The sequence below is a fragment of the Teichococcus vastitatis genome (assembly GCF_003604215.1).
In the GTDB taxonomy this organism is placed as follows: domain Bacteria; phylum Pseudomonadota; class Alphaproteobacteria; order Acetobacterales; family Acetobacteraceae; genus Pseudoroseomonas; species Pseudoroseomonas vastitatis.
Genome location: NZ_QXGS01000035.1, coordinates 1 through 13,219 on the forward strand (window position 1 = coordinate 1; position 13,219 = coordinate 13,219).

A 13,219-nucleotide genomic window follows, 5' to 3' on the forward strand; every position below is an offset into this window, starting at 1 on the left:
CGCAAAACCTCGGCAAGCGCTCCAGCACGCCTGGGCTTACGCCCTCTGTCACGCCGCCTGATGGCCAAAGTCGAGCTTAGGGGAGAATGGCCCAATGAAGGGGTTCGGTGCCTGTCGCCTGCAGCACCCTTCGCTCGAAGCCGAGATCCGGCTCCAGCCGGTCGAGCCGGGGCGCGAACAGTCGGGCGAAGTGCGCCGGGCTGTGCGAGGCGGCGCCGGTGCCGATCGCCAGCTCCTGCACCGCCCGATCCACCCGGAAAGGCGCGCAGCAGGAGGCGCTGGGCGCCCTGGCCCGACCGCGCCAGGACGGCGCAGAGCTCGTCCAGCAGCAGCGCCAGCACGCGGTCGATCGCCGGGCGCGTGACGATCGGCTCGGGCAGCTCGCGCGCGGCGGCGAAGACCGGCGGCGGCCGCACCGGGCGGAGCGGCCGCGAGCGGGCGCCGGAGGCCGCGTCCAGCGCGTCGAGCAGCGCGCGGCCGAAGCGCCGGGCCAGCGGCGCCCGCGGCTGGCGCAGCGCGGGGAGCGGCAGGGCCGCCAGGGCCTCGGCGCCGGTGCCGGGCGGCAGAATGCGCGGTGCCGCGGGGCAGCGCGCCAGGGCGGCGGCGCTGCCCGGCGCGTCGGCGATGGCACCCACCGCCCGGTAACCGCCGGCGCGGAAGCTCCCCAGCACCGCCTCGAGCAACGCCGCCTCGCCGCCGGACAGCCCGGCGACGCCGGTGATGTCGAGCAGCAGCCCGTCGGTGCCGTCCACCGTGGCCAGCGGCGTGAAGCGCGGCGCCCATAGTGCCAGCCGCTCGAGCAGCGCGGCGTCGGCCGCGGGCGCCGCCTCGAACAGCGGCAGATCGGGGTGGATCGCCTGCGCGTCGGCCAGCGCCTGACCCGGCCACAGCCCCGGCGCCGCGGCGGCGCTGAGCAGTCGGCGCGGGCCGGAACTGCTCCAGACGGCGAAGGGCCGCCCCTGCAGTTCCAGGTGCTGCCGGCGCAGCCGGTCGAGGGCGAGTTCGGGCAGCACCAGGGCCAGGCAGCGGCGGCTCATGCCGGCTCCTCCACCCACAGCGCGCCGTCCGAGGCGCGCACCACCCAGGCGCCGGGCTGGCCACCGCGGCAGCGCAGCAGCGTCAGCCGCCAACGCGGCCGCAGCTCGGCATCGGGCAGCGAGGCGACGTGCCAGCGGCTCACCGCGCTGCAGGGGCCAGCCTCCGCCCCGTCGCGCAGCAGCAGGCCGATCCGGGACGAGCCCTTGGCCGCCAGCTGCAGCCGGCGCGAGGCGATCCGATCGAGCCGGTCGAGCCGCAGTGCGGCGCCGCCCAGCGCCGGCGCGCGCAGCGCCTCCTCCAGCAGCCACAGCCCGTCGGCCGGCTGGCGGAACTCCGCCAGGAGCTCCCGGTCGGCGGCGAGACCCAGGCGCTGCAGCCCGGGCGGCCAGGGCTGCTCGCCGCCAGGCGCGATCCACAGCACCGGCGCGTGCAGGCGGCCGAGGATCAGCTCGGCGAGGGCGACCCCGGCCTGGCGATCGGCCATCTGGATCTCGTGCAGCGCGCCGCGCGCCAAGCCGCCCTCCGGCAGGTGGCGGTGGATGGCGGCGGCCAGCGGCAGGGCCGGAGGCGGCTCCCGCACACCCCCCCCCGCTCGATCCGGGCCAGCCGGGCCCGCAGATCGTTCAGGACGGCGGGAGAGGTGGCCATGCGCCGGGATCAGCCGGCGCTGTGCAGCCGGGCGGGCGGCGACTTCAGCACCAGGAAGCCTGAGCGCTCCAGGTGCCGCACCCGCTGCTCGCGGCGAGTCTGGCCACCAGCGGCCCGCCCGAGGCGCGTGGCCGGGCGGCAGGGGGATGGGAAAGGAGCGGGCAGGTCAGGGTGCTCGGGCATGAGCGGGACGCTAGGTGAGACTCAGAGAACCGATCAAGAACAGAACGACGGCAACAGCGTAAGCTTGACCGAAGCTGTGCAGCGGCTTCGGATCAGGGGTCGGCGGTTCCGTCGGCATGACCAGGCACCACCGGGCGAGCCTGGGATGCACGGAGAGGCGCCGAGAAGACCGCCGGTCGGCTTGAGCCAGTTTAACTTGCCGGAGCAGGAACCGATTTTTCTTGGGATGACGCAGTCCTGGTCCTGCGCGGCAGCCACATACAGACATCCTGTCGCGAGGAAAACTGGCGCCGATGATTCAGGCATCCGGGCCGCCGCGCCGGCCGATGGCATCAGCAAAACACAACGCCGCTGCTGTCCTTGAGAACGGCCGTGTCCCTCATCCGCTCATTGTCCTCGTCGGTGCGATCCTCCCGCGTGGCATCGCTGCGGGGGAACTTTCGCATCCACCGGCAGAATCTCCGGTGGGTACAACGACGATGCCGCTGCTGATGGCGGCAAGGAAAACGCATGTGGCAGGAGCTCTTCCGCAGTGCCGACCGTGCAATCCGCCGGCACCACCATAGTTCCGCGGATATCGGGGCCGCCCAGTTCTGCATCGAGGGCCTCTCCGAAGAGCTGCGAAAGCTTCTGGGAAGCCGCGGATCGGGACGGCGTTCTGACACCAGCGTATCTCACAGCCAATCGGGGACGCCTCCGATGGTCTCGCTGAAGCGCCGGGATCGGCCGGAATGGATCTGACCACCTGGGCCGTTGACGGCTCAGGTGGATGCAGGAACACCACTCGAGAGGCGTGCACCCGTCCTGTCCTAGATGCCTCCTGGCCCTCGCTCCTGACAACTCAATGACGTTCCCGCGGTCTCGTGCAGGCTCGGCCTCCGGCGAGGTTTCACCACGAAACCTGCCATCCTGCTCAGAAAGAATTAACGCCTGTCGCGCTAGCTGGGATTCACCATTTCTCAGGATCGATTCCATGACGCGGCCGGCCGACGCTCATCCCCTGCCGACCACGCTGGGCCTGTCCTGGGCCCGCGGCATGCCCTGGGCATCCGGGTTCGCGGCGACAGCCTTGCATCGCGCGGAAGTCCGTCCCATGCCGCGGCCGCGGGAGCCGGAGGACGAGACACCGGCGACATCGGGCTGCAGCCTGGAGCATTGCGCATCCGACTCGCTGCCCCGGTAAGCCGAAACAGTTCCATCCAGAGCGCCGCACCGTCTTGGTGCAGAAAAAGGGCCGCCGACGATCCGCCGGCGTGGTCCCGTCTCGGCGCGCTCGTCGGACCTGCGATCGCTATGGGCGCGGTTGTATCCTGGCAAGTTAAAAACCTGGAACAGCAAGGAAACTCGAACTTCATCTGTCGCGGAGCCGAACCAGTGTGAAGGCATGCCAGCGTGCATGGGGTATGACGGACCGTTCTTCCAGCCTCCCACGTCGCGGTGGTGACCCAAGCCGGGACCTTCTATGTGCCAGCGATCAGTGACCTGATGGAAATGTGCCGCCTGTTCGGTCGCCCCAAGGATGACGTCAGGAGGTCCATTCTGGAAGCTCTTCCGCGACGCGGCTGCTGGCGTGAATTCGCTGTTCACCAACGCTGCGAAGCTCCGCCGCCTCCTGTGCATGGGCCAGATACGCCGTAGCCTCTGGTGGTGAGGCGCGCCTGTGGGAGGCGCTCGTGGCCGCCGACAGGCGCCACGACGACATGGCCGCGCCGACGCCGAAAGAAAGCAGATCCTCGCCTGCGGGCTCGAACTCCAGCCGCGGGCGTTCCGGGTGTTTGCTGTCGGGGTTGGTTCCTCGTCGACCAGACACTCCACCCCACGAATGTCCAAAAAAGACACCAGGCGTGCGTCTCCTAAATCCTGCGGCAAGGTTGATCGATTAAACATCGCTTCACCGCGGGCTCCCCGCTGTGTGCCCAGCGATCCAGCCGGAATGTGCCATGCCGCTCCCGACCGACCCGAAGCTCGCGCAGCAGTGGCACCTGAAGTCCGGAATGGGCGGCTCAAAGGCGGAGCAGGCCTGGGAGGACTACACCGGCGCTGGCGTGAGGATCGGCATCGTCGAGCAGGGCGTTGACTACACGCATTCGGACCTGTGGCCGAACTACGACTCGACCCTGTCGTGGGACTACAAGGACGGCGACCCGGACCCTCTCCTCACGGCCAACAGCACCTTCCATGGTGACAAGGTCGCGGGCATCGTTGCCGGCGCGGCCAACGGCACCGGCATCGTGGGCGTGGCGCGCGGGTCCGAGTTCGGCCTGCTGCGCATCTCCCATGCCGGCGGCAACATGCTGACGGCCGGCGGCGGCGCCACCCGGACCGGTGCCGAGGCGGTGGGCGTCGCCATCCGCGAGGGCGCCACACTCTACGGCCAGGACGTCATCAACAACAGCTGGGCCTTCAACTCCCCCTACGGCGACCCGTTCCGCGCCGTCAACATCAAGGTCCTGCACGAGGGCATCAAGGCGGCGGCGACGCAGGGGCGCGGCGGCCTCGGTACCACGGTCGTGTTCTCGGCGGGCAATGACGGACACAAATACGACCAGACCGCCTTTCATTCGGTAGTCCAGTCCCCCTACGTGATCACCGTCGCCGCGGTGGACCAGTATGGCCGGGTGGCGAACTTCTCCACCCCCGGCTCCGCCGTGCTGGTCGCCGCGGGCGGCGTCGACATCCTGAGCTCGACGGGCAATGGCGGCTTCGCGCCCGACTCCGGCACCTCCTTCTCCGCCCCGGGCGTGACCGGCGTCGCCGCGCTGATGTACGAGGCCAATGTCGGCCTCGGCGCGCGGGACGTGCAGGAGATCCTGGCGCTGTCCGCCTCGCTGTCCGCCTACGACGCCTCGTCGCTGCGCTACGCCGCGGTGGCCAATGGCGGCACGGGCTGGAACGGCGGCGGCATGGTGTTCTCCAACGACGTGGGCTTCGGCATTGCCGACGCCCGCGCCGCCACCCGCCTCGCCGAGACGCGCTTCGCGGTGGGCAGCGAAGCCGACAGGTTCCACTACGGGAACGCCGTCACGCTGGCGACCTGGAGCGATCTATACGGCACGGTGGCGGCCACCGCGGCCAGCACCATCGGCGGCGCGCTGACCACGGCGGACGGCGGCACCGCCATCGGCAGCGTTTCCTTCGCCGCGGACCACATGGTGCAGAAGGTGCAGGTCTACATGACCTTCACCACCAGGCCGGTGGGCGGCAGCTGGGGCCTCGAGCTGATCTCGGCCGACGGCACCACCAGCACGCTGGTCAAGGCGATGCAGGACTATTCCGGCTACGGCGGCACCATGACCGCCCTCTCGGACAATGCCTGGGTCTTCTCCACCAACGCCTTCTGGGGCGAGAACGCCCAGGGCGGCTGGACGCTGCGGCTCACCGACGCCTATGGCGGCGACGGCCAGGGCATCGCGGTCTCCTCGTTCCAGCTGAGCGTGGTGGGCGAGGCGCAGTCGGCCTCCGACCGCTTCACCTTCACGGACGACCTGGCGACGGTGGTGGCGCAGGATGCCTCCCGCACCACGGTGGACGGCGTGGCGGGCGGCTCCGACACACTCGATTTCTCGGCCTTCTCCGCCGCGGTCCGGCTCGACCTGAACCAGGCGCAGCAGCTGGCAGGCGCCACCGCCCTGACGGTGGCGCATGTGGCGAGCCTGGCCCATGCGCTCGGCGGCGACGGCGACGACACCATCCTCGGCAATGGCGGCGACAACGTCCTGTGGGGCGGCCGCGGCAACGACACCATCTCCGGCGGCGACGGCGACGACAGCATCCGCGGCGGCGAGGGCAGCAACACGCTCGACGGCGGCGACGGCTGGGACATCGCCTACTACATCCTCGACGCCATCCACTACAGCATGCAGTGGCTGTCGGGTGGCGCGCTGCAGCTCACCGAGCTGAGCATGGGTTGGACGGACACCCTCATCAACTTCGAGGCCATCCGCCTCGGTTCCTCCTATGCGAGCCCGAAACTCTACACCTCCGAGACGCTGTGGTCGTCCCTGGCCCCGACGGTGTCCGTCTCCGACATGGGTTCGGTCGCCGAGGGCGATGCTGGCACGCCCGCCGGAAGCGGCTTCGCCGTGACGCTCGGGCACGTCTATGACCGCGACGTCACGGTTGGCTATTCGGTCAGCCAGGCCGGGGCGGAGCAAGTGCAATCCGGCACGGTGACCTTCGCCGCCGGCGAGACGGCGAAGTCCATCCAGCTCGACGCCACTGGCGACACGCTGGCGAATGGCGACCGCTCCTTCACGGTGACCCTGTCCGACCCGGCGGCCTCGCTGGTGGCGGCCGCGAGCCACACCGACGAAGAGGGCTACGTGCTGACCCTCGACGGTTCCCACCCCTCTGCCGTGACCGTTTCCTACAGCATCAACGGTGGCCTGAACGCCTATGGCGAGCCGCATCAGGTCCTCGCCGGCACTGCCAGCTTCATGCCGGGCGAGATCCGGAAGGCCCTTAACCTGTTCCGCTGGGATTACGGGTTCGACGCGGCGCCGGGTGTCCAGCTCGGCACCCCGTCCAGCATCACGCTCGGAGACGCGGTGGCGGCCGGCACCATCCTGGACGACGATGTGCTCCCCACCCTGTCCATCGGCGACATCGAGACTGCCGAGAAAAGCGACCAGGCGCTGTTCCGGGTCGTCCTGTCCCGGGCCTACGCAGCTCCCGTGACGGTCTCCTACACCTTGCATGGCGGGTCCGCTGAGGGTGGGCAAGACTACGCCATCTCCGCCGGGAAGGTTGTCTTCGGCATCGGCCAGACCGAGGCATTTATCCGGGTGGCGGTCCTCGACGACGATCTGGTCGAGGGCGCCGAGACCTTCACCATCCGCCTGCACGAGGCCGTGCACGCCACGCTGCTGCGCGGCGAGGCGACCGCCACCATCGTCAGTGGCGACGGGGCGCCCGCTCCGGTTGACCCCGTCCCGGTGGAGCCTGAGCCTCTTCCGGTTGTGCCGGCCCAGCCGGAGCGTCCTGTGCCGGCTCCGACATCGGAGCTGGCGATCCTCGGCACGGTGTTCGGGCCGGATGCCGGCGGCGTCCTGGCCCACCGCGCCGGCAACCACGCCTATGTGGGCGGCAACGGCCATGACGTGCTGGACATGGGCCGGGCTGGGCGGAGCGGCTTCACGGTCACCGCTCTCTCCGACGGCCGTACGGCGATCGCCTCGGAAAGCGGTGCGGACGTGCTGCATTCGGTGGAGGAGGTTCGCTTTGCCGACGGACGGATGGTGTTCGACACCGCCGACCCGGCCGCGCAGGTTGTCCGCCTCTACCAGGCGGCTCTGGGCCGTGGCGCCGATCAGGGTGGACTGAATGCCTGGACCGCTCACATCGGGCAGGGCCACAAGCTTGCGGAGCTGGCGGACGGCTTCATCAGGAGTGCGGAGTTCACGTCCCGCTACGGTGAAGGCTCGGCGACCTCCGACTTCGTCGAAGCGCTTTACACGAATGCCCTCGGCCGCGCCTCAGACGCAGCGGGAAAGGTCCATTGGATCAACCTGCTCAACAGTCACGCCATGACCCGTGCCGAGGTCCTGGCCGGGTTCTCCGAGAGCGCTGAGAACCAGGCCAACACCGCCGGCCTGGTGAAGCAGGGCATCTGGGACCTGTCAGAGAACGCGGCCGCGGTCGCCCGCCTCTATGACACGGCGCTGGGACGGCTGCCCGACATGGCGGGGCTGGATGGCTGGAGGCAGATGCTCGACAGCGGGACGCTGACCTATAAGCAGCTGGTCGAGGGCTTTGCCGCCAGTGTGGAGTTCGACATCCGCTTCGGCACGAGCAGCACCTCCGACTTCGTGGAGTCCCTCTACGTGAACGGCCTCGGCCGTGAATCGGATGCGGCAGGGAAGGCCCACTGGGTCAATCTGCTCGACAGCCACACGCTCAGCCGGGCAGACGCCATGGGCGGGTTCTCCGAGAGCGCCGAGCACATCGCCCTGACGGCGCATTTCATCATGAACGAGGATCCGGGCTACTTCGGAATATCCTTCGCCTGACCGGCGGGATTTCCGCCTGGAACTGCGGCCGCCGCTGGGTCAGATCTCGCAATGGCATCTGCTGACGCCCCAGACCCCTACGCCACGTTCCATCCCCTCCCGGCGTGCTGGACTGGCCAAGAGGCCGGAGATGCGTGTGGACCCCGTGACGGACGTGCCGTTCATGGGCGTGCCGCCTCGTATTTTCCTTGTGCCACGTCGCTCGAAGTAGAACTGCGAGGAACAGGGGACATCAGTGGTGCCGGGCTCCTGCTCTCCGGGTTTGCGCAGAAGGACCTTCCCTACGGTTCGCGCGGAACTTCACTCCGGAGTTCGCACATGGCGGTGCGAAGTTCGCAGTGAACTTCATCCGTCGGGTAGGGTGGCCTCAACAAGGGCTGCTGTGGCCATGTCTCTGTGGTGCGAGGCGCGATTATGCAGGGACTTGGCGCGGCAGCCTCCGCCAGCCCGAAGTTCCGCACCGGAGGGCAGCTTGTTTCTGCGGGGCACGCGCCTGCAGAACGCCAGATCGGCTCTGCCGCAGCGACTGGCAATGAAAACACGCTGCCCATGGTGGCGGAGTGTTTTCCTTGGACGCTGCCGCGACCAACGAGATCATTGCTTGAGGACATCGCGAGTTCCTCCGCAACCCTAGGCCTGCATGACACTCATGCCGCGGATCACATGGCAACAGCATACCGGGGGCTCTGCAGCAGAACACAGAAATCAGGTCGCCACTCCTGCGGTTGAGCCGAACAACAGAGCGCCTCAAAGGAGAGACTCCATCGCTGTTTGCCTGCGGATGCTGTCGTCCCCTCGTTACTCCTACGCGGGGTAACGCAACTTCCTCCTCCGGGCAATGCAATGTCCCTGGCCGTGTAACACATCTTCGGAAAGGCCGCCGGCATCCTTGGCACCGTGCGTGTACCGTACCGCTACGGCATTCCCCCGGTTTCAGCAGGCGCCTCTCGGGTAGACTTCACAATCAGCGGCGACGCTCGGGCTGCGGTTCCTCGAGGTGATGTCACGGCGGGAGGAACGGATTACCAGAACCAGCGCCGGCGGGTGCGAGGCATCACCTGGTGCTTGAACGGTAACTGTCGATGCTGGATCCGGCGGTGTTCCTGACACCGCCGGATTTCCTTGCAAGCGCTACCACCGGCATACCCCTGTAGGATGCAAGTGCTCCAGCTCCTAGCCACGCCTTCCCGCGCCCCCTCACGCCAGATCCGCCGCGCCGAGCCGCAGCACCTAGGCGTGGCCCAGACCACGCACCCGGAGGCCGTTGGCGGTGACGCCGTGTTAGTCGTAATGGTGGTGGCCATGCACCACCAGCCGCGCGTCGTAGGCTTCCGCGGCCGGTCGACGGCCAGAAAGCTATGCTGGTGGCAGGGCAGCGCTTCGTAGCTCACCAGCAGGACCAGCAGGTCCGCACGCACGTCGCGCAGCGCCGCGACGCGAGGCTGCAAAACGGCTTTTCCGCATGGCGCCAGGACAGCCGCATATGGTGAACCCGCATGCCATCGCGGTGGACAAAAACTCCGACCTACTTGCGTGCCGCAATGGAGAGGAAAGAGGGAGGCGAGCTGTGATGTTCCACCCGTCTGCGACAATGCAGGTTCCTCAATGGCATCGTGGAACAAGACCATCGGCGCGTGAAACGTATGGTCAGACTGGAGCTCGGCTTCGGCGGTTTCCAGACGGCACGACGAACACTGGCAAGCTATGGGTAGTGGCAATGATCAGGAAGAGGCAGGTTTGAACAATCGGCGGACGCGATATGCGGGGCCCAAACCGCCGCTATTGCTGAGCTGTTCCAGCACGCAGCCCCATCTTGTTTCCGTTGCGGCCATTCGTGGCCACCAACAATCTTGCAACGGAACTGCGCAATCCACATCGGCTGGGCGTAGCCCCGGACTTGGCGGACGCTTGCTCTGGCGCAGTACAGTCCGGCTCCCAGCTGACCGCCGACGATCCGGCAGGCGCGCGGAGCCGCCTGGCGGCAAGCGAATCACGTTATAAAGATGTAACGATGCCGCCGTTGCGCCTTCCTAGTGATATCATTACGTTGCCGCATCTGTTCTGGCCAAGATGGCCAGGACGCCGCCTGCGAAGAATGCGCCTGCCCAGAACGGTCCAGGAGTGCAGTGATGGCGATCCACAATGGCGAGAGGCTCTCCGCGGCCGGCCCGATCAATCCTGACCACGGGTTCCCGATGTGGTTCGAGGATGGCGAGGGGACACGTCTCGATCTCGCGCTCCGACCCGACCCCCTCACGCCGGCCGTTGGCGAACTGCCGTCGCCCGGGGCGCCGCTGCAGTTCCCCGACAACTTCCCCGACGAGGCGTTCTATTTCGCGGCCGAGGCGGAACTGCCCATAGGCGGAACCGACGCGGTCGGCCGGGCGCGTGTGATCATGGCGCTGGAGGCGGCCTTCGGCGGCGCCGGCAGCCCCAGCCCCGGTGCCAACGTGGTCTTCGCGCGGTTGCGCGTCAGGATCGACGACGCGGTTCCTGGTGCCGCCTACGTCGTGAAGCATCCCTACGGCGAAACGGATCCCCTGGAAGCCGATGATCGCGGACGCGTCGCCTACACGGAAGACCTTGGGGTGGCCGAGGGGAATCCCACCGCCGTTCTCGGCTCCGGGCGGATCGCTCCGTTCCTGAAGTGGGCGGCGGGCGCTCCCGACGGCTACCTGGGCGACGGCGCGACCGAGCGGGAGATCGTCGGCAGTCCTTTCGGTTACAACGCCGTGCGGATTTCCGGCCCCCGGATCGCTGAAGGGGGAGGGTTGCCCGACCCCGAGGCGCCCGGCGATCCGGACCGCATCTGGACCAACCTGTTCACGGTGCAGGGCCGCCTGGCCACCCGGTTCGGTGCGGCCGTGGCCAAAGCGAGCTACGCCGTGAAGGGCGGCCAGGTGCACCTCCGGGTGCAGGCCACCTCGGTCCCGGACCAGTCGCTTGAGCTGGTGGCCCCCGGTGTCAGGATCGAACTCAGGGGCGAGGGTGCCAATTACGCTGGCATCGCCGCGCCGCCGGGCGCCGGGGAGGCGGAGCTGGTCAACGTCACTGACCAACCGCCCTCCCGCTGGCCGGTTGTGTTCACCGACGAGGTCGTCGTGCAGTCCGCCCTGCACAACCTGGACGACGCCACCCTGACAGTGTCGGCCGGATCCTCGGATCCGGCGGCCGCGCTGACCATCCCCGCCCTGGGGCTTTCCGTCACGGAAGTTCCGCAAATCTTCGCCGGCGTGGCCGCGGCTCCCGCGGTTCTGGAGGTGAAGTCCGACAAGGGCGGCGTCGGAAGCCAGCGCGTGGAGCTGGCCGGGACCCCAGCCTCCAATCTCGGCGTTGTGGCCCTTGCCGTGCTGACCAGTGGTGCCGTCGTCGGGGAGGAAGTGGTGCTCGACGGCAGCGGCTCCAGGGCTGCCACAGCCTTCGCGTGGGCCCAGACCGCTGGGCAGGGCGTAGCCCTGACGGCTGCGGATGCGGCCACCGCCCGCTTCACGCCGCAGCTGCCCGGGGAATATGCCTTTCGTCTGACCGTCCAGGGCGAGGGCGGACCGGACATCGCCGAACTCGCCGTCACGGTCGCCCCGGAGCCCGGGCCAGACACCCTCCAGCTGACCCGCGCCGAGTTCCGGACCGGCAGGCGCCAATTCCGCGTGGAAGGCACGGTGACCCCGATCCCCAACCAGGTGACCATCCTGTTCGGCGGCGCCGAGCTCGGGAGTGCCCAGGCGGACGCCGATGGCGCGTGGTCGGTCCGCAGGGTGATGTCGGACGCGGAGATGGGGCCCGCTCCCGGCGACGAGGTGGAGATCAGGTCGCGCCGCGCGGCGCGCAACCAGCAGGTGCTGATCCGGAACTAGGAGCGGGCAATGGCGACCACCAGGCTCACCGGCGACTTCGCCGAGATCTGCGACTGCTACACCATCTGTCCCTGTTGGGCCGACGACACGCCGGACGAGAACCACTGCAACGCGGTCTACGTCTGGACCTTCGACGAGAGGTCCATGGTCGAGGATCATGACGTTGGCGGGCGCTCCTTCGCCGCCGCCTCCTTCCACGGCGTCGGCCGCGGCAGCCAGTCGGTGCTCTTCGCCGACGTGGCGCTTCCCAGCGCGGCGCAGCGGGCGCTGATCGCCGCGTTCTCCGCCGGGGAGGGCACGACCCTTGGCGAGGTGTCGAAGATGCTTGGCACGGTGGTCTCGTCCGGCGCCGCGGCCATCACGCGGCGCCGCAGCGGCGGGGAGTGGGAGATCCTGGTGGAGGCACAGGGCATCCGGCTGGCCTATGCGAAGGGAAAGCCCGCCCACATGGACGGAAGGATCGACCCGATGACCCTGCACGACAGCGCGCTGCACCACGAGCTCGGGCTAGTCGGCCCCGCCGTGGTTCAGGAGATGGACAGGTTCGAGGCCGCCGTGTCGCCGCTCCCCGGAGGACCCGTTGCCTATGCCGGCCGCGCTGGGATGGTGGCCCGGTTCAACTATTCGAACCGGCGCCGGGAATGACGGGCATGCGCCCACACGCGTCCAGGCTTTTGGCCCCGGCGCGCGGCTTGGCCGCCGCGGTGCTCGCCCTCGCGGCGGTGTCCTGGCTGGCCATGGCATGGCTGCACGGGCATGGGTTCGCGGACTGGCCGGCGTCGCATCCCCTCCAGGCCGCGGCGGGACACGGCGCACACACGCATGGAGCGCACGTGCACGGCACCGCCGGCTGGAACGTTCCGCCCGCGATGCTCTGGCTGGCCGGATGGGTCGTGATGGTGCTGGCGATGATGCTTCCGACCGCCCTGCCTTTCCTGCGCGAACTGTCCCGGCTGCTCGGGGGGCGCAGCCATTCCGGCCGCCTGGTCGCGGCGGGCGCGGCGGGGTTCGTTCTGGCCTGGATGGTGGCGGGAGCTGCGCTCCTCACGGCGGGAACCGTTCTGAACGGGATCGTCGGTCGCCTCGATTGGGTGGGCTCGCATCCCGCGCTCCCCGCGGGCGCGGCGGCGATCCTCGCCGGTGCCTACCAGTTCACCGGGCTGAAGCGGGCTTGCCTGGCCGCGTGCCGCAGCCCTGCGGGCCTGCTCATGGCCCGCTGGCGGGCGGATGCGCCGCTGCGCGCCGCCACCTCTTCCGGGCTGCACTACGGCCTCGTCTGCATTGGCTGCTGCTGGGCGCTCATGACACTCGGGCTTTTGGTGGGCGCCCTGGCGCTGCCCGTCATGGTGCTGACGGCGGTGGTGATGGCGGCCGAGCGGATGCTCCCCTGGGTCCGGCCGCTGGTTCCGCTGCAGGCGGCCCTCTGCGCGGCGGTGGGCCTGCTGCTCCTGTCCGGGATCCTGCCCCCCGCTGCCGGGTGGCCGTGAA

At 69.1% G+C, this 13,219-nt stretch carries 7 protein-coding genes; 4 read left to right on the forward strand and 3 right to left on the reverse strand.

All coding sequences use genetic code 11. The features are described from left to right. From D2K64_RS19770 to D2K64_RS24610, 3 genes are all read right to left on the reverse strand, one after another. Positions 1 to 1,037: Y-family DNA polymerase (locus tag D2K64_RS19770; RefSeq protein ID WP_162306221.1), on the reverse strand; the 1,037-nt coding region annotated here is incomplete at its 3' end. After that, complete coding sequence (locus tag D2K64_RS19775; RefSeq protein WP_120010104.1) at positions 1,034 to 1,618, reverse strand: ImuA family protein; 585 nt, start codon at positions 1,616 to 1,618, stop codon at positions 1,034 to 1,036. The genes D2K64_RS19775 and D2K64_RS19770, both read right to left, overlap by 4 nt. 77 nt (positions 1,619 to 1,695) lie before the next feature. After that, complete coding sequence (locus D2K64_RS24610; protein ID WP_157985974.1) at positions 1,696 to 1,869, reverse strand: hypothetical protein; 174 nt, start codon at positions 1,867 to 1,869, stop codon at positions 1,696 to 1,698. A 1,940-nt stretch (positions 1,870 to 3,809) separates the two neighbouring features. Between D2K64_RS24610 and D2K64_RS19785 the strand changes: the two genes are divergently transcribed. The 4 genes from D2K64_RS19785 to D2K64_RS19800 all read left to right on the forward strand — a co-directional run bounded on the left by D2K64_RS19785 (position 3,810) and on the right by D2K64_RS19800 (position 13,218). After that, positions 3,810 to 7,877 (forward strand): DUF4214 domain-containing protein, encoded by a 4,068-nt coding sequence (locus D2K64_RS19785; RefSeq protein WP_120010106.1) that lies wholly within the window; start codon positions 3,810 to 3,812, stop codon positions 7,875 to 7,877. Positions 7,878 to 10,006: 2,129 nt separating this feature from the next. After that, positions 10,007 to 11,731 (forward strand): PKD domain-containing protein, encoded by a 1,725-nt coding sequence (locus D2K64_RS19790; RefSeq protein ID WP_120010107.1) that lies wholly within the window; start codon positions 10,007 to 10,009, stop codon positions 11,729 to 11,731. Between the two features lie 9 nt (positions 11,732 to 11,740). Further along, positions 11,741 to 12,376, forward strand: a complete 636-nt coding sequence (locus D2K64_RS19795; RefSeq protein ID WP_120010108.1) for a DUF1326 domain-containing protein — start codon at positions 11,741 to 11,743, stop codon at positions 12,374 to 12,376. A gap of 47 nt (positions 12,377 to 12,423) precedes the next feature. Then, positions 12,424 to 13,218, forward strand: coding sequence for a DUF2182 domain-containing protein (locus D2K64_RS19800; RefSeq protein ID WP_157985975.1), 795 nt, complete (start codon positions 12,424 to 12,426; stop codon positions 13,216 to 13,218). The last annotated feature ends 1 nt before the right edge of the window (position 13,219 follow it).